Source organism: Rhizobium sp. CC-YZS058, from assembly GCF_034720595.1.
Classification (GTDB): Bacteria; Pseudomonadota; Alphaproteobacteria; order Rhizobiales; family Rhizobiaceae; genus Ferranicluibacter.
In genome coordinates this window covers 944,369-962,004 of record NZ_JAYESJ010000001.1, presented here as the reverse complement: position 1 = coordinate 962,004, position 17,636 = coordinate 944,369, and the positions used below count along the sequence as shown (strand labels likewise).

The window sequence follows — 17,636 nt, the reverse complement described above, 5'->3', positions numbered from 1 at the left end:
GAACCGCGTCACAGACGATTGAGGCCCCGAACCCGTCACGGCTTCGGCACGGGATCCAAGGAAAGACCACGGGTGAAGATCTGTTCGAGGAACCGGGCGGCATCGTCGAAGCGGCCTTCGCCGGAGCGCCGGGGCCCGAGCACCGCCTGAACCTGGACGTCGAAATCGGCATAATGCTGGGTCGTGGCCCAGATGGCGAAGATGAGATGGTAGGGATCGCATTTGGCGATCTTGCCGGCCTTGATCCAGGCGCGGATGACCTCCGCCTTTTCGTCCACCAGCGTCTTCAGGGGCCCTTTCAACTGGTCCTCGATGCGCGGCGCCCCCTGCAGCACCTCATTGGCGAAGAGACGGCTTTCACGCGGGAAGTCGCGCGCCATTTCCAGCTTGCGGCGAATATAGCTGCGGATCTCCGTTTCCGGATTGCCCTCCGAATCGAACTCGCGCAGGGGATCGAGCCAGCTGTCGAGCACGCGCTCGATCAGCGCCCGATGCATGGCCTCCTTGGTGCGGAAATAATAGAGCAGATTGGGCTTCGACATGCCGGCCACCTCGGCGATCTGGTCGATCGTGCTGCCGCGGAACCCATGGGCGGAGAAGACATCCAGCGCGGCTTCGAGGATCAGCTCCTCCTTCTCTTCCTGGATGCGTGTGCGGCGCTGCGTTTTCGCTGCCCGAGGTAGTGCCATGGACCCCCGCCCTCTCGCCCTGAACCGGCCTTCAAGAAATCTGTCCGTTTTTTTCGAATCCGTCTTGAGTGTCGCTTCGGAAGTTGTAACGTTTACCAACCGGTCAAATTATCAGCCAGTTCCTTACCGAAGGCAACGGCGGATCGCGAGGGCGAAAGAAAAAACGAGCCCCGAATTGACCGGTGGGAACAGGACGATGACGCGCCTTCCAAAGAGGCTGCCGTCGGCCGAAAGATATTGGAAAGAGGCTGCTCGCGTCCGGCTGAGCGCGTCTTGAACTGAGAGGGCACCACGCATGGCCGCACCCGGCGAAAACCTGCGCATCAATGGCGACAGGCTCTGGGACTCGTTGATGGAGATGGCGAAGATCGGTCCCGGCATCGCCGGCGGCAACAATCGCCAGACGCTGACCGACGCCGATGCCGAGGGGCGCCGCCTGTTCCAATCCTGGTGCGATGCGGCCGGGCTTTCCATGGGCGTCGATGCCATGGGCACGATGTTCGCCACCCGCCCCGGCACCGATCCCGATGCCCTACCCGTCTACGTCGGCTCGCACCTGGACACACAGCCGACCGGCGGCAAATATGACGGCGTGCTCGGCGTTCTGGCGGGGCTCGAAGTCGTGCGCTCGATGAACGATCTCGGTCTGCGCACCCGCCATCCGATCGTCGTCACCAACTGGGCCAATGAAGAAGGCGCGCGCTTCGCGCCGGCCATGCTGGCCTCCGGCGTCTTCGCCGGCATCCACACGCTCGACTGGGCCTATGGCCGCCGCGATCCAGACGGCAAGACCTACGGCGAGGAGCTGGAGCGCATCGGCTGGCGGGGCGAGGAAGAGGTGGGCGCGCGCAAGATGCACGCCTATTTCGAATATCATATCGAGCAGGGGCCGATTCTGGAGGCAGAGAACACGGCGATCGGCGTCGTGACGCATGGTCAGGGCCTCTGGTGGCTGGAATTCACGCTGACCGGCCGCGAGGCCCATACCGGCTCCACACCGATGACGCTGCGCGTCAACGCCGGGCTCGCCATGGCCCGTATCCTCGAGATGGTTCAGACCGTGGCCATGGAGAGCCAGCCCAATGCGGTCGGCGGGGTCGGGCAGATCTTCGTGTCGCCCAATTCCCGCAATGTCCTGCCCGGCACCGTTGTCTTCACCGTCGACATCCGCTCGCCGGAGCAGGCAAAGCTTGACGCGATGCGCGCCCGGATCGAACGCGAAGCCGCGGCCATCTGTGCCGATCTCGGTGTCGGCTGTTCGGTCGAGCCGGTCGGGCATTTCGATCCGGTCACGTTCGATCCGACGCTGGTGGACCGTGTGCGCCGTTCGGCCGAGAAGCTCGGCCTCTCCCATCGCGACATCGTTTCCGGCGCCGGGCACGATGCCTGCTGGACCGCGCGCGTTGCCCCCTCCACCATGATCATGTGCCCCTGCGTCGGCGGGGTCTCCCACAACGAGGCCGAGGAAATTTCCAAGGAATGGGCCAGCGCCGGCTGCGACGTTCTCTTCCACGCCGTGGTGGAGACGGCGGAGATCGTGGAGTAGGCTGACAGCGGCGGCACGAGACGGAGGGCAGAGCATGGGACGACCGAGAGAGCTTTCCCCGGATGAGCGCGCCGAACTCCTGCGCCAGGGCTATCGGCCGGTGGAGGTCTGGGTGCCGGATTTTTCGAGCGCCAGCTACCGCGCAGAAGCGGCCCGTCAGGCGCGATCCTCCGTCGAAGCGGACCGACGCGAGGGGCTGACCGATCTCCTTGGCGAGGATGCGTATGAGGATTGGGACCAAGCGTGAGACCCAAGCGCGGCGACATGGTGACAGCAGCCTTTCAGGGCGATCTCAAGAAGCCGCGCCCGGCCGTCATCCTCCATGCGGACGAATTCATCGAGGCCCATGAAAGCCTGATCCTGTGCGCCTTCACGTCCTCCCTTGCGGACGCGCCGAGCTTTCGGCCGACGATCGAACCCACGGCCGGTAACGGTCTGGAAGTGACATCGCAGATCATGGTCGACAAGATCACCCATCTGCGCAAGGCCGCCATCCGACAGGTGATCGGCAGGTTGAGCGACGAGGACATGCAGCGGCTGGAAACCGCTCTCATCACCATTACAGGATTGCATCGAACCATCCTGCCCCTGCTGGCAGCGGGAAGATAGGAGAGCCAATGACCACCATCATCAAGAACGGCACCATCGTCACCGCGGACCTGACCTACAAGGCGGATCTGCGCATCGAGAACGGGGTTATCGCCGAGATCGGGCCGAACCTTTCGGGCGGCGACGAACTGGATGCGACCGGCTGCTATGTCATGCCCGGCGGCATCGATCCGCATACCCATCTGGAGATGCCCTTCATGGGCACCTATTCCTCCGACGATTTCGAGAGCGGAACGCGGGCGGCGCTCGCGGGCGGCACCACCATGGTGGTGGACTTCGCGCTTCCCAATCCCGGCCAGTCCATGCTGGACGCCCTGACCATGTGGGACAACAAGACCTCGCGCGCCACCTGCGACTATTCCTTCCACATGGCGATCACCTGGTGGGGCGAGCAGGTCTTCAACGAGATGGAGACGATCGTCCGCGACAAGGGCATCAACACCTTCAAGCATTTCATGGCCTATAAGGGCGCGCTGATGGTGGATGACGACGAGATGTTCTCCTCCTTCCAGCGCTGTGCCGAGCTCGGCGCGCTGCCGCTCGTCCATGCCGAAAATGGCGATGTGGTGGCGCAGATGCAGGCCAAGCTGATGGCCGAGGGCAATGACGGGCCGGAGGCGCATGCCTATTCGCGCCCGCCGGAGGTGGAGGGCGAAGCGACGAACCGGGCGATCATGATCGCCGACATGGCGGGTTGCCCGGTCTATATCGTCCATACCTCCTGCGAACAGGCGCACGAGGCCATCCGCCGCGCCCGGCAGAAGGGCATGCGCGTCTATGGCGAGCCGCTGATCCAGCACCTGACTCTGGACGACAGCGAATATTCGAACCCCGACTGGGACCATGCCGCGCGCCGCGTCATGTCGCCGCCCTTCCGCAACAAGACGCACCAGGACAGCCTGTGGGCCGGCCTTGCCTCCGGCTCGCTGCAGGTGGTGGCGACCGACCACTGCGCCTTCACCACCGAGCAGAAGCGCTTCGGCCTCGGCGATTTCCGCAAGATTCCGAACGGCACGGGCGGGCTCGAGGATCGCATGCCCATGCTCTGGACCCATGGCGTCGCGACCGGGCGCATCACCATGAACGAGTTCGTGGCCGTCACCTCCACCAATATCGCCAAGATCCTCAACATCTATCCGAAGAAGGGCGCGATCCTCGTCGGCGCCGATGCCGACCTGGTCGTCTGGGATCCGAACCGCTCCAAGACCATTGCCGCCGCCACCCAGCAATCGGCGATCGACTACAATGTCTTCGAGGGAAAGGTCGTCACCGGCCTGCCGCGCTTCACGCTGACGCGCGGTGTGGTGGCGATCGAGGAGGACACGGTGAAGACCCGCGAGGGCCATGGCGCCTTCGTCAAGCGCCCGCCCGTCACCCCGGTCGCCAAGGCGCTTTCCACCTGGAAGGAGATTTCCGCGCCGCGCAAGGTGACCCGCAGCGGCATTCCGGCCAGCGGGGTCTGAGCCGGATGACCCTGCTCGCCCTCCTCCTTGCCTGCGGCTGCGTCGTCGACGCGGCGGTCGCCTCGCCCGCCGTCCTCGACGCAGCCTATGGCAACGCGGAGGGCTGTCGGTACGCAGGGACCGGGGAAGCACACGGCGCGGACGCATTCTTCCGGCGCAACGACCACGGCATCACCACCGCTGCCTCCTCCTGCGCGTTTCAAAGCGCCGCGAAGAAGACAGCCAAGGGCTTCTCGATCCGGCTGCGCTGCGAAGGCAAAGGCGGAACGGGGAGCGGTGAAATGGTGAGCCTCGAGAAATCCAAGACGTCCTACATCGTCCGCTTCGCGGACGGCAACACAAGGGGTCCGCTCGCCAAATGTCGGTAATGTCGCCTGCTGCCGAAGGGCCTGTTTCCACCGCCTCGCCTGCCTCCGTCGTCTCCGCGCGCGACCTCGGCCTTGTCTTCAAGACCAATGACGGGCCCGTCACCGCGCTGACCGGCGTCACGCTCGATATCCGCAAGGGCGACTTCGTTTCCTTCATCGGCCCGTCCGGCTGCGGCAAGACGACGTTCATGCGCGTCATCGCCGATCTCGAGAAGGCGACGTCCGGCACCATCACCGTCAATGGCACCTCGCCGGAAGACGCCCGGCGCAACCGCTCCTACGGCTATGTGTTCCAGGCGGCAGGGCTCTATCCCTGGCGCACCATCGAGAAGAACATCGCCCTGCCGCTCGAGATCATGGGCTATCCTGAGGCGGAGAAGCGGGCCCGCATCGCGCGGACCCTTGACCTCGTCAACCTCACCGGTTTCGGCAAGAAATATCCCTGGCAGCTCTCCGGCGGCATGCAGCAGCGCGCCTCGATCGCCCGCGCGCTCGCCTTCGATGCCGACCTCCTGCTGATGGACGAGCCCTTCGGCGCGCTGGACGAAATCGTCCGCGATCATCTGAACGAGCAGCTTCTCAGCTTGTGGGACCGGACGGAAAAGACCATCTGCTTCGTCACCCATTCCATTCCCGAGGCCGTCTATCTCTCCACCAAGATCGTGGTGATGAGCCCGCGCCCCGGACGGGTGACGGACATCATCGACTCCACCCTTCCCCGCGAGCGCCCCCTCGACATCCGCGAAACCCCTGAATTCCTCGAAATCGCCAGCCGGGTCCGCGATGGGCTTCGGGCGGGGCACAGCTATGAGGAGTGAGCTGTCGATGGCGGAAACTCCCCTCTGGCCTGCCGGCCATCTCCCCCACAAGGGGGGAGAGACCATGGGGCGGGTCGATCGTACCTCTCGTCCACGTCAAGAGATTGCGCAGCGTACTGACTTGAGAAGCGACCAATTGCTGTGTGGCCATGTCCCCCTCTGGCCTGCCGGCCATCTCCCCCACAAGGGGGGAGAGACCATGGGGCGGGCCGCTCGGATCCCATTTTCGTTTTCCTACGCAGACACGTCGCTTATTCGCTGCCTGTCGATAGGAAGCGAGCGCGTGCCACACGGTCTCTCCCCCCTTGTGGGGGAGATGGCCGGCAGGCCAGAGGGGGTTTTGGGTGGCAGTGGCTGGCAGATGGGAGTGGCGCCATGACCATCCGCGAAAAACTTCTCCCCGTCCTCACCGTCCTCGCCGCGCTGGTACTCGTCTGGTATGCCGCCGTCGTCTTCCTCAACGCCCCGTTCGAGCGCGACACCGCGGCGCGGGCCGGCACGACCATCGGATTTGCCGATCTCGTCAGGAACACCATGGCCCAGGCGCGGCCGGTGCTGCCGGCGCCGCATCAGGTGATGGCGGAGCTGTGGGATACGGTGGTGGACAAGCCGGTCACATCCAAGCGCAGCCTCGTCTACCATGCCTGGATCACGCTTTCGGCGACGCTCATGGGCTTCGGCATCGGCACGGTGCTCGGCATCCTGCTGGCCGTCGGCATCGTGCACAATCGTGCCATGGATCGCTCGCTGATGCCCTGGATCATCGCCAGCCAGACGATCCCGATCCTTGCCATCGCGCCGATGATCATCGTCGTTCTCAATGCCGCCGGCATCTCCGGCCTGCTGCCGAAGGCGCTGATTTCGACCTACCTTTCCTTCTTCCCCGTCGCCGTCGGCATGGTGAAGGGGCTGCGCAGCCCCGAGCAGATCCAGCTCGACCTGATGCGCACCTATCATGCGAGCGGCGCGCAGATCTTCTGGAAGCTGCGCTGGCCCTCGGCCATGCCCTATCTCTTCACCTCGCTGAAGGTGGCGGTCGCCATTTCGCTGGTCGGCGCCATCGTCGGCGAGCTGCCGACCGGCGCGGTGGCGGGGCTCGGCGCACGGCTTCTGGCTGGCTCCTATTACGGCCAGACCGTGCAGATCTGGGCCGCACTGTTCATGGCGGCGGGGCTCGCGGCTGTGCTGGTCCTCGTCGTCGGCGCCATCCAATCCCTCGTCACCGCCCGCATGGGAGCCCGGCCATGAGCGCGATCCTGCCTGCCCTGGCCTTCTGGCTCGCCGCCTGGGCCCTGAACGAATGGCTGGTGCGGACGACGCCCCGCAGCCCGCTTGCCGGACGGGCGATCCGCATCGCCGTGCCGCTCCTGTTCGGCCTCAGCATCCTCGTGCTCTGGGAAGGGCTGGTTCGCGGCTTCGAGGTGCCGAGCGTGCTGCTGCCGCCACCCTCGATGATCTGGGCACGGCTGGTGACCTCCGTGCCCACCCTTTGGGCGGATTTTCGCCAGACCTTCCTGAAGTCGGTGCTGACCGGCTATGTGCTCGGCTGCGGCCTCGGCTTCCTGGCCGCGATCGCCATCGACCGTTCGCCCTTCCTGCAGAAAGGGCTCTTGCCGCTCGGCAATTTCGTTTCCGCGCTGCCGGTCGTCGGCGTCGCGCCGATCATGGTCATGTGGTTCGGCTTCGACTGGCCGTCCAAGGTGGCGGTGGTCGTCATCATGACCTTCTTTCCCATGCTCGTGAATACGGTCACCGGCCTTGGTGCGGCCAGCAGCATGGAGAAGGACCTGATGCGCACCTATGCCGCCTCCTGGTTCCAGACGCTGGTCAAGCTCCGGCTCCCCGCCGCCTGGCCCTTCATCTTCAACGCCTTGAAGATCAACTCGACTTTGGCGCTGATCGGGGCCATCGTGGCGGAGTTCTTCGGCACGCCGATTGTCGGCATGGGCTTTCGCATCTCCACCGAGGTCGGGCGCATGAATGTCGACATGGTGTGGGCGGAGATCACCGTCGCCGCGCTGGCGGGATCGCTGTTCTACGGGGTGGTGGCGCTGATCGAGCGCGCCGTCACCTTCTGGCATCCGTCTGTCCGCGGTGGGCATACGTAAGACTTCAAAAACATAAAAGGGAACTGACATGACAAAGACATTCGCATCCCTGCTTCTCGCCAGCGCGCTCTCGCTCGGCGCCTTTCAGGCCAGCGCCGCCGACAAGGTGACGCTGCAGCTGAAATGGGTGACCCAGGCCCAGTTCGCCGGCTATTATGTCGCGAAAGACAAGGGCTATTACGAAGAGGAAGGCCTCGACGTCGAGATCAAGCCCGGCGGCCCGGATATCGGTCCGGCACAGGTGATCGCCGGCGGCGGTGCGGATGTCGTGGTCGACTGGATGCCGTCTGCGCTGGCAACGCGCGAAAAGGGCGTGCCGCTCGTCAACATTGCCCAGCCCTTCAAGAAATCCGGCATGATGCTGACCTGCCTGAAGGAAAGCGGCGTCGCCACGCCGGCAGACTTCAAAGGAAAGACGCTCGGCGTCTGGTTCTTCGGCAATGAATATCCGTTCCTCTCCTGGATGAGCCAGCTCGGCCTCAAGACCGATGGCGGGCCGGATGGCGTCACCGTGCTCAAGCAGGGCTTCAACGTCGATCCGCTGATCCAGAAACAGGCCGCCTGCATCTCCACCATGACCTACAATGAATATTGGCAGGTGATCGACGCCGGCATCAAGCCGGAGGACCTGATCACCTTCAAATACGAAGACCAGGGTGTCGCGACGCTGGAAGACGGTCTCTACGTACTGGAAGACAAGCTGAAGGACCCAGCTTTCAAGGAAAAGATGGTCAAGTTCGTCCGCGCCTCCATGAAGGGCTGGAAATATGCCGAGAGCAACCCGGACGAAGCGGCCGGGATCGTGCTTGAGAACGACGCAACGGGCGCTCAGACGGAAGAGCACCAGAAACGCATGATGGGCGAAGTGGCGAAGCTGACCGCCGGTTCCAATGGCGCACTCGACGAAGCCGACTATACGCGCACGGTTGCCTCGCTGATGAAGGGCGGTTCGGACCCGGTGATCACCAAGGAGCCGCAGGGCGCCTGGACGCATGAGATCACCGACGAAGCCTTGAAGTAGACCACGACGCGCAGCGGGCCGCTCGCTGCCACCCTGCCTGAAAAACGCCTCGGAGCTCTGTCACGACGCTTCGGGGCGTTCTCATTTCTGCTGTTGTATAAAATAGTGAGGCACCATTCTTTCTTCTTGCGGCAGGTTCGAAAGCCGCTTAAATATGCTCTGCTGCAGTGCACGCCGTCCGGGCTCTGGAAACTGCGGGCAGGGTCGGCCCGTCCGAAGGGATGGTTTGGCCGCTGGGCGCTCGGGCGCCCTGTCGAGACGACGCGCATTTTCTGACAATGGGACGATTTGGCCGATGGCTGCCTTCAAACTCTTCACTCCGGGTCTCCTGAAGGCCCTGACGCTCTCCGCCGGCCTTTCGCTGGGCGCCGGTTGGGCGCTGGCGGAGGAGCCGCAGGCTACTGCCCCGGCCGAGCCGTTGCTGCCGACGATCGTCGTGACCAAGACCACGCGCGGGCCGATCGTCGACCGCGTGGTGGCCACCGGCACGATCCAGGCCCGGGAAGAGACCTATGTGGCGCCGCTGGTCGACGGGCTGTCGATCCAGAGCCTTGCCGTCGATATCGGCGATAAGGTTCAGGCCGGGCAGGTTCTGGCCGTGTTGAACCCCGACGCCTTGCTTCTGCAGAAAAGTCAGAACGAGGCAAGCCTTGCCAAGGCCCAGGCCGCCCTGGCGCAGTATGAAGCGCAACTGATCGAGGCCCAGGCCAATGCCGAGGAAGCCGACCGCGTGGCGGCGCGCAATGCGCGGCTGAAGGAGTCGGGCTCCGTTTCCACGGCGATCGCCGACCAGACGGAATCGGCCGCTGCCGTGGCCCGCGCCCGGGTGCGCTCGGCCGAGCAGCTGATCGATGTCGCCAAGGCCGATATCCAGGTTGTGCAGGCGCAGATTTCCGACGTCGCGCTCCGGCTGGCCCGTACCGAGGTCAAGGCGCCGGTGGCCGGCACGATTTCGGCCAAGACCGCCAAGATCGGCGCGATCGCCAGCGGCAATGGCGATCCGCTCTTCACCCTCATCCGCGACGGGGCGGTGGAAATGCGCGCCGACGTGACCGAGGCGGATCTTTTGAAGATCGCCGTCGGGCAGACCGTCGCCCTCAAGCTTGCCGACAGCCAGGACACGCTGTCCGGTCGCGTTCGGCTGATTTCGCCGCTGGTCGACAACCAGACCCGGCTCGGCACCGTATATCTCTCCATCGACAAGGCCGAACGCGCGCGGGTGGGCATGTATGCGACGGCCGACATCATCGTGGCCGAGAAGGACGGCCTGACCCTGCCGCTGACCGCCGTGACGAGCGGGCGCGAGGGCACCACCGTCCGCAAGGTCGAAAACGGGGTTGTGCGCATGGTCAAGGTCGAAACTGGCATTCAGGACGGCCGCAGCATCGAGATCCTTTCGGGGCTGAAGGACGGCGAGGCCGTGGTGGCCAAGGCCGGCGCCTATGTTCGCGACGGTGATCGCATCAAGCCTGTCGAGAGCGCGGCCGAACCCGCGCCGACGACCAATTGAGGAGAGGGAAGCCATGAATTTCTCCGCCTGGTCGATCCGCAATCCTATTGCGCCCATTCTCCTCTTCACGCTTCTGATGGTGCTCGGCTATCAGTCGTTCAATTCGCTGCCCATCACCCGCTTTCCCAATATCGACGTGCCGATCGTGGCGATCAGCGTCGCCCAGAGCGGCGCGGCCCCTGCCGAGCTCGAGACACAGGTGACCAAGGAGATCGAGGATGCCGTGGCGGGCGTCACCGGTGTCAAGCATGTCACCTCGACCATCACCGACGGCCTGTCGACGACCGCGGTCGAGTTCGAGATCTCGGTTCCGACCGAGCAGGCGGTGCAGGACACCAAGGATGCGATCGACCGCATCCGCGGCGACTTGCCGGCCTCGATCGAAGAGCCGATCGTGTCCAAGATCGATGTCGAAGGCCAGGCAATCCAGACCTTTGCCGTGTCCTCGCCCGGCATGACGCTCGAGGAGCTGTCCTGGTTCGTCGACGATACGGTCAAGCGCGCGCTGCAGGGCCAGACCGGCATCGGCCGCATTGATCGCTACGGCGGGTCGGACCGCGAGGTTCGCGTCGAACTCAATGCGCAGCGTCTGAACTCCTACGGCATTACCGCAGCGGATGTGAACGCCCAGCTGCGCCGCATCAACACCGATCTCGGCTCCGGCCGCGGCCAGGTCGGCGGCGCCGAACAGGCGATCCGCACGCTCGGCGATGCGCGCTCGGTCGAAACCCTGTCGAAGACGATGATCGGCCTGCCGAACGGCCGCTTCGTGCGCCTCTCCGAACTCGGCTCCATTACCGACACCTATGAGGAGCCGAAAAGCTTCTCGCGCTTCGACGGCAACCCGGTGGTCACCTTTGCGGTCTTCCGCGCCAAGGGCGCCAGCGAGGTCTCCGTGGCCGAAACTGTGGCAAAGACGCTGGACAAGGTGCGGGCCGCCAATCCGGACGTGTCGATCTCGCTGATCAACGACCTCGTCTATTTCACCTATGGCAATTACGAAGCGGCGATCCACACGCTGATGGAAGGCGCGCTGCTCGCCGTTGCCGTGGTGCTGCTCTTCCTGCGCAACTGGCGGGCGACGCTGATCTCGGCGCTGGCGCTGCCGCTTTCGGCCGTGCCGACCTTCTGGGTCATGGACCTGCTTGGCTTCTCGCTCAACCTCGTTTCCTTCCTGGCCCTGACGCTGGCAACCGGCATTCTCGTCGACGACGCGATCGTCGAGATCGAGAACATCGCGCGCCACATCAAGATGGGCAAATCGCCCTACCGCGCGGCCATCGAGGCGGCGGACGAGATCGGCCTGGCGGTCATCGCCACCACCTTCACGATCATCGCGGTCTTCGTGCCGGTGTCCTTCATGCCGGGCATTCCGGGGCAGTATTTCATCCAGTTCGGTCTCACCGTTGCCGTCTCCGTCTTCTTCTCGCTGATGGTGGCGCGCCTGATCACCCCGGTGATGGCCGCCTATCTCATGCGCTCGGGCGATGCGGACGGGCACGAGGAAGGCGACGAGGGCCGCTTCATGCGCGGCTATAGCTGGCTGATTTCGGCGACGACCAAGCGCTGGTACATGCGCTATCTGACGCTCGCCTGCGCCATCGGTTTTCTCGTTGGGTCGGTCTACATGCTCTCCACCGTGCCCGGCAGCTTCCTGCCGCCGGAAGATGCCTCGCGCATCACGCTGTCGGTCGAGCTTCCGCCGAACGCCATGCTGGAAGACACGGATGCCGCGACGACGGCGATCTATGATCGCGTCAAGGACATTGCCGGAGTCGAGAGCGTCTTCGTGCTGGGCGGTGCCTCGCCGAAGGGCGACCTCGAACTGCGCCGCGCGACGGTCACGCTGATGCTGGCCAAGCGCGATCATTCGCTGGTCAACAAGGTCGTCAACGATGTCTTCGGCCGCATTCCGGTGCTCGGCCCCATGCTGCCCAAGCTGCCGCCGCAGGGCCGCACCGTGCCGCAGTGGGAGATCGAGAAGGAGGTCTACGCCGCCATTCGCGACGTGCCTGACGTTCGGGTGCTGAAGCTGAACGATCGCGGCGAGCGCGACCTCGCCTTCAACCTGCTTTCGCGCAACGATGCCGATCTCAACGAGGCGGTCGGCCTTCTGGAAGCCAAGCTGCGCAGCGAGCCGACGCTCGCCAATGTCAGCCCCGATGGCGCCCTGCCCCGGCCGGAACTGCAGATCAAGCCGCGCGCCGACCAAATGTCGCGGCTGGGCATCACCACGGCACAGATCGCCGAGGTGGTCCGCGTCGCGACGATCGGCGATATCGACTCCTTGCTCACGAAGATCTCGTTGGATGACCGGCAGATTCCGATCCGCGTCCAGGTCGATACCGCCATGCGCACGGATCTGGCAGCGATCCGCAACCTGAAGGTCCAGACGGCGGGCGGCGCGCTCGTGCCGGTCTCGAGCGTGGCGGATATCGATTACGCCGAAGGTCCGAGCTCCATCCAGCGTTATGACCGTCTGCGGGTCATCAAGCTCGGCGCTGACCTTCCCTCCGGCGTCGCGCTCGACACGGCATCCGACCGCTTCAAGGCCATCGCCGCCGAAACCAAGCTGCCAGACGGCGTCCAGTTCCTGGAAAGCGGCGATGCCGAGGTGCAGGCGGAAATGCAGCGCGGCTTCGGCAATGCCATGCTGCTCGGCCTGATGCTGGTGCTGGTCGTGCTCATCCTTCTGTTCAAGGACGTCATCCAGCCCTTCACCATCCTCTTCTCGCTGCCGCTTGCCATTGGCGGCGTCGCGGCCGGGCTGATCGTCACCCAGAACCCCATGTCCATGCCTGTCCTCATCGGCATTCTCATGCTGATGGGCATTGTCACGAAGAACGCCATCCTGCTGGTCGATTTCGCCATCGAGATGAAGCGGCACGGGATGGAGCGGGTCGAGGCCATGATCGAAGCCGGCCGCAAGCGCGCCCGGCCGATCATCATGACGTCGATCGCCATGTCGGCCGGCATGCTGCCCTCGGCGCTCGGCGTCGGCGAAGGCGGCACCTTCCGCGCGCCGATGGCGATCGCGGTGATCGGCGGCATCATCGTCTCGACCGTGCTCTCGCTCGTTGTGGTGCCGTCCTTCTTCCTGATCATGGACGACCTCTCCCGCCTGCTCGGCTGGGCCTTCGGCCGCCTGGTCGGCAGGAAGGAGGAAGAAACGGTGGCCCTCGACCGCACCGCGCTTACGGAAACCGTGCAGGATCAGGCAGAGACGATCGCCACCCTGCAGGAGCGCATCGACCGGCTGGAAAGCCGCAACAGCGGCACGCTCCGCGCCGTCGGCGGCACTGTGGTGACCCACCCGGCGCTGGCGGCGGAATAACAAGGCCGGCCTCGCGAGGGGCCGGCCTCTTGAGCCTCAGGCGCTGCGGCAAAAATCCCCCTCTGGCCTGCCGCCCATCTCCCCCACAAGAGGGGAGAAACCGTGAGGCGGGCCATGCGCGAGGAAAGCCGGCTGCTCGTTCTGCGCGGGCGATGATTTTCAGAATAGAGCGCAAGAGTGGGTCGAGCGGTCGCCTCTTGCACTCTCCCCCTTGTGGGAGACCGTGAGGCAGGCCCCCGGTTTCATGATTGCCTGTCAGACCCCAACGCGCAGCTCTTGATCACGATCGTCCGCTGCAGTGTCCCGACTCTTTTGCTAGAGGGAGCGAGCGGCGGCGTCTGGGTCTCTCCCCCCTTGTGGGGGAGATGGCCGGCAGGCCAGAGGGATTCTTGCTTTCGTCGGATAGCGAGAGCACCTACAGCCCGCCTTCAACCCGCAGGAACTCCACGATCCGCTCTACCCCTTCGCCACGCTTCATGTCGGAAAAGACGAAGGGGCGGGAGTGGCGCATGCGGTCGGCGTCGCGCTGCATGACGTCGAGATCCGCGCCGACATAGGGGGCGAGATCCTTCTTGTTGATCACCAGCAGGTCCGATTTCGTGATCCCCGGTCCACCCTTGCGCGGAATTTCCTCGCCCTGGCAGACGGAAATGACATAGAGGGTCAGATCCGCGAGATCGGGCGAGAAGGTGGCGGCCAGATTGTCGCCGCCGGATTCGATGAAGACGACGTCGAGATCCGGGATGCGGCGATTGAGATCGGCGATCGCCTGCAGGTTGATCGTCGCATCCTCGCGGATGGCCGTGTGCGGGCAGCCGCCCGTTTCCACGCCGACGATGCGATCGGAGGGAAGCGCCTGCATGCGAACCAGCGCTTCGGCATCCTCCTGCGTGTAGATGTCGTTCGTGACCACCGCCACCGAATAGGTCTCGCGCATGGCCTTGCAGAGCTTGTCCGTCAGCGCCGTCTTGCCGGAGCCGACCGGGCCGCCAATGCCGACGCGCAGGGGTCCGTTTGCAGATCGTGTCATGTCCTGTCCTTTTCTGCGCGCCGCGCGGGCGCCAAGTCTGCCTGCTGCCCGTGCCTTACGATCGAAACAGCCGGGGCTGCAGGGTTTCATGAGCCAGGCTCGCCATATCGGCCAGCAGCGTTGCGGTGCCGAGATCGTCCAGACGACTGTCCGCCGCCCTTGCCGCCTGTGCGAGGCTGAGCGGCTCCAGCGCGGCCAGCAGCGCGACAGCGTGGCGCTGCCCGATCAGGCTGCAGCGAATGGCGACGGATGTGAGCGTTGCGACCTGCGCCTGCAGATAGGCGGCGATGGCCGCCTGCAGGCCGGTGCGATGCACCCCCGCCACGGCCCCCACAGCGACCGGATAGGCCGCCCGGCCGGCCAGCGCCTCCAGCGCCGGGTGCGGCCAGGCGGCAGCGGCGGCGAGGAAGGCCTCGCCCAGGCTCATCACCTCCAGATGCCGCTCGCGCCCGCCGCTCATCGCCTCGGCCAGCTCCGAAAGCGCCGTCAGCTTCTCCTGATCCGCCACGCAGCGATAGGCTTCCGCCAGCAGCACGGCGTCGTTCCAGCTCTGGCCGTGGCCGATCATTGCCGAAAGCCAGTCCTGCAGTCCCTCTGTATTGCGGATCGCCCCGCTGCGAATTGCCTGTTCCAGCCCGCCCGAATAGGCGAAGGCGCCGACCGGGAAGGCCGGTGAAAGCCAGGCTGCCAGGCGCACCAGTGCCTGCGCCGATCCTTCCCCCGCATAAGCGGCCGTGCGGTGCTGAGCGGTGGCGGCAGCTTCACCCATGGCGATGTTCATGCGCCCTGTGGCCAGCGCAGGAGCCGTGATCATGGTGTGCATGATGGTCGTGCTCAGCGTGATCGGCATGCGCGTCGCCCCCATGCGCATGGCCGTGCCCGCCGTGGTCGTGGCCGCCATGGCCGTGATAGGCACCGCGCATCGGGTGGAAGGCGGCGGTGATCTCCTCCACCGCAGCGCCGAGCCCCAGCAGCATGCCGCGGATCACCGGATCGCGCTGGATAAGGATCCGCCCCTCGCCGATCTCGACCTGGAGATGGCGGTTGCCCAGGTGCCAGGCAAGTTCGGTCAGGTGCAGAGGGTCCCGCGCGGTCACGGCATAGAGCGGCTCTTCCACGGCGCCGATCTCGACATACTCTCCAGTGTCGAGCAGCAGCACGTCGCCATCGGCCAGCATCACGGCCTCCTTCAGGTCCAGCATCACCACATCGTCGTCCGGCAGGTGCAGGAGCTTGCGGCGCAGATGCCGCTGGTCGCTCGGCAAGGCCAGCACATGCAGCGGCGCCTTGTCGCGCGGGCCGGGCGAAAGAACCTTGGTGGAGCGGTAGGGCATGGGTGCACGTCTTTCAGGCTGGTCCGGCGAGGCCGGAGGGGAGCGTTTGCGCGGAGCGTGGCGCTCCGCCGCGGCAAAGTGATGGCGGGGTCAGAACAAGAAATACCGCTGCGCCATCGGCAGCACGGTTGCGGGTTCGCAGGTCAGGAGTTCGCCATCGGCGCGCACCTCATAGGTTTCCGGATCAACCTCGATCACCGGCGTCAGGCTGTTGTGGATCATCGAGGCCTTGCCGATGCCGCCGCGGGTGTTCTTGACCGCCATCAGCGTCTTGGCGACGCCGAGCCTGGCGGCAAGCCCGGCATCGAGCGAGGCTTGGCTGACGAAGGTGACGGAGGAATTGGTTCGCGCCTTGCCATAGGAGCCGAACATCGGCCGGTAATGCACCGGCTGCGGCGTCGGGATCGAGGCATTGGGATCGCCCATGGGAGCTGCGGCGATCGTGCCGCCCAGCAGCACCATGTCCGGCTTGACGCCGAAGAAGGCCGGGTTCCAGAGCACGAGATCGGCACGCTTGCCGACCTCGACCGAGCCGATCGCGTGGCTCAGTCCGTGGGCGATGGCCGGGTTGATCGTGTATTTGGCGATGTAGCGCTTGACCCGCAGGTTGTCGTTGTCGCCCGTTTCGCCCGGCAGCCGGCCGCGCTGACGTTTCATCTTGTCCGCCGTCTGCCAGGTGCGGATCGCCACCTCGCCGACGCGACCCATGGCCTGGCTGTCGGAGGAGATGATCGAGAAGGCGCCGATATCGTGGAGAATGTCTTCCGCGGCGATCGTTTCCTTGCGGATGCGGCTTTCGGCGAAGGCGATATCCTCCGGGATCGAGGGCGAGAGATGGTGGCACACCATCAGCATGTCGAGGTGTTCGGCGAGCGTGTTGATCGTGTAGGGCCGGGTCGGATTGGTCGAGGACGGGATGACGTTCGGCTGACCGCAGATCTTGATGATATCAGGCGCATGGCCGCCGCCGGCCCCTTCCGTGTGGAAGGCATGGATGGTGCGGCCCTTCAGCGCCGCGATCGAATCCTCGACGAAGCCGCTCTCGTTCAGCGTATCGGTGTGGATCATCACCTGCACGTCATACTCGTCGGCGACCGACAGGCAGCAATCGATGGCGGCCGGCGTCGTGCCCCAGTCCTCGTGCAGCTTCAGCGAGGTGGCGCCGCCGAGCACCATTTCGATGAGCGCGCCGGGCAGCGAGGCATTTCCCTTGCCGGCAAAGGCCAGGTTCATCGGAAAGGCATCCGCCGCCTCGATCATCCGGGCAATGTGCCAGGGGCCGGGGGTGCAGGTGGTGGCGAGCGTGCCGTGCGCGGGGCCGGTGCCGCCGCCGAGCATGGTGGTGAGGCCCGACATCAGCGCCTCCTCGATCTGCTGCGGGCAGATGAAGTGGATGTGGCTGTCCATGCCGCCGGCCGTCAGAATCTTGCCTTCGCCCGCGATCGCCTCCGTGCCGGGGCCGACGATGATGTCGACATTGGGCTGCGTATCCGGGTTGCCCGCCTTGCCGATCGCGACGATCAGCCCGTCCTTCAGGCCGATATCGGCCTTGACGATACCCCAGTGGTCGACGATCAGCGCATTGGTGATGACGGTATCCACAGCGCCTTCCGCCCGCGTCACCTGGCTCTGGCCCATGCCGTCGCGGATCACCTTGCCGCCGCCGAACTTCACCTCGTCGCCATAGGTGGTGAAATCCTTCTCCACCTCGATCAAAAGCTCCGTATCGGCAAGGCGCACCCGATCCCCGGTGGTGGGCCCGAACATGGCGGCATAGGCGGCACGCGGCATTTTGTAGGACATGGG

16 protein-coding genes are annotated in these 17,636 nt (G+C 65.1%); 11 read left to right on the top strand and 5 right to left on the bottom strand.

Features of this window, described 5'->3' with window-relative positions; genetic code table 11:
- Nucleotides 1-35: 35 nt before the first annotated feature.
- Nucleotides 36-689 (bottom strand): TetR family transcriptional regulator C-terminal domain-containing protein, encoded by a 654-nt coding sequence (locus tag U8330_RS04655; protein ID WP_323103970.1) that lies wholly within the window; start codon nt 687-689, stop codon nt 36-38.
- A gap of 295 nt (nt 690-984) precedes the next feature.
- Between U8330_RS04655 and U8330_RS04650 the strand changes: the two genes are divergently transcribed.
- The 11 genes from U8330_RS04650 to U8330_RS04600 all read left to right on the top strand — a co-directional run bounded on the left by U8330_RS04650 (nt 985) and on the right by U8330_RS04600 (nt 13,466).
- On the top strand, nt 985-2,235 hold the full coding sequence (locus tag U8330_RS04650) for a Zn-dependent hydrolase (RefSeq protein WP_323103969.1): 1,251 nt from the start codon (nt 985-987) through the stop codon (nt 2,233-2,235).
- 34 nt (nt 2,236-2,269) lie between these two features.
- The gene (locus tag U8330_RS04645; RefSeq protein ID WP_323103968.1) at nt 2,270-2,482 is read left to right on the top strand and encodes an antitoxin MazE-like protein; all 213 of its coding nucleotides are present in this window, start codon (nt 2,270-2,272) and stop codon (nt 2,480-2,482) included.
- Nucleotides 2,479-2,844, top strand: coding sequence for a type II toxin-antitoxin system PemK/MazF family toxin (locus tag U8330_RS04640; protein WP_323103967.1), 366 nt, complete (start codon nt 2,479-2,481; stop codon nt 2,842-2,844). The genes U8330_RS04645 and U8330_RS04640 overlap by 4 nt, the downstream gene beginning before the upstream one ends.
- An 8-nt stretch (nt 2,845-2,852) precedes the next feature.
- The gene (hydA, locus tag U8330_RS04635; protein WP_323103966.1) at nt 2,853-4,307 is read left to right on the top strand and encodes a dihydropyrimidinase; all 1,455 of its coding nucleotides are present in this window, start codon (nt 2,853-2,855) and stop codon (nt 4,305-4,307) included.
- 5 nt (nt 4,308-4,312) lie between these two features.
- On the top strand, nt 4,313-4,675 hold the full coding sequence (locus U8330_RS04630) for a hypothetical protein (RefSeq protein ID WP_323103965.1): 363 nt from the start codon (nt 4,313-4,315) through the stop codon (nt 4,673-4,675).
- Complete coding sequence (locus U8330_RS04625; RefSeq protein ID WP_323107165.1) at nt 4,675-5,493, top strand: ABC transporter ATP-binding protein; 819 nt, start codon at nt 4,675-4,677, stop codon at nt 5,491-5,493. Before U8330_RS04630 ends, U8330_RS04625 begins: the two co-directional genes overlap by 1 nt.
- Nucleotides 5,494-5,868: 375 nt before the next feature.
- The gene (locus U8330_RS04620; protein ID WP_323103964.1) at nt 5,869-6,741 is read left to right on the top strand and encodes an ABC transporter permease; all 873 of its coding nucleotides are present in this window, start codon (nt 5,869-5,871) and stop codon (nt 6,739-6,741) included.
- The gene (locus tag U8330_RS04615; protein WP_323103963.1) at nt 6,738-7,601 is read left to right on the top strand and encodes an ABC transporter permease; all 864 of its coding nucleotides are present in this window, start codon (nt 6,738-6,740) and stop codon (nt 7,599-7,601) included. The genes U8330_RS04620 and U8330_RS04615 overlap by 4 nt, the downstream gene beginning before the upstream one ends.
- Before the next feature lie 28 nt (nt 7,602-7,629).
- Entirely contained in the window at nt 7,630-8,622 is a 993-nt protein-coding gene (locus tag U8330_RS04610; protein ID WP_323103962.1) for an ABC transporter substrate-binding protein, read from the top strand.
- Between the two features lie 295 nt (nt 8,623-8,917).
- Nucleotides 8,918-10,132 carry an efflux RND transporter periplasmic adaptor subunit gene (locus U8330_RS04605; protein ID WP_323103961.1) on the top strand — a complete coding sequence of 405 codons (1,215 nt, stop codon included), beginning with the start codon at nt 8,918-8,920 and terminating at the stop codon, nt 10,130-10,132.
- A 13-nt stretch (nt 10,133-10,145) separates the two neighbouring features.
- Nucleotides 10,146-13,466: an efflux RND transporter permease subunit gene (locus U8330_RS04600; protein ID WP_323103960.1), complete on the top strand. Its 3,321-nt coding sequence runs from the start codon at nt 10,146-10,148 to the stop codon at nt 13,464-13,466.
- A 415-nt stretch (nt 13,467-13,881) separates the two neighbouring features.
- On the opposite strand, the gene ureG is transcribed toward U8330_RS04600, so the two are convergent.
- From ureG to ureC, 4 genes are all read right to left on the bottom strand, one after another.
- The gene (gene ureG, locus U8330_RS04595; RefSeq protein WP_323103959.1) at nt 13,882-14,496 is read right to left on the bottom strand and encodes an urease accessory protein UreG; all 615 of its coding nucleotides are present in this window, start codon (nt 14,494-14,496) and stop codon (nt 13,882-13,884) included.
- 55 nt (nt 14,497-14,551) lie between these two features.
- The gene (locus tag U8330_RS04590; protein ID WP_416236899.1) at nt 14,552-15,265 is read right to left on the bottom strand and encodes an urease accessory protein UreF; all 714 of its coding nucleotides are present in this window, start codon (nt 15,263-15,265) and stop codon (nt 14,552-14,554) included.
- Entirely contained in the window at nt 15,258-15,830 is a 573-nt protein-coding gene (locus U8330_RS04585) for an urease accessory protein UreE (RefSeq protein ID WP_416236818.1), read from the bottom strand. The genes U8330_RS04590 and U8330_RS04585 overlap by 8 nt, the downstream gene beginning before the upstream one ends.
- A gap of 90 nt (nt 15,831-15,920) precedes the next feature.
- The gene (gene ureC, locus U8330_RS04580) at nt 15,921-17,633 is read right to left on the bottom strand and encodes an urease subunit alpha (protein WP_323103957.1); all 1,713 of its coding nucleotides are present in this window, start codon (nt 17,631-17,633) and stop codon (nt 15,921-15,923) included.
- Between the last annotated feature and the right edge of the window lie 3 nt (nt 17,634-17,636).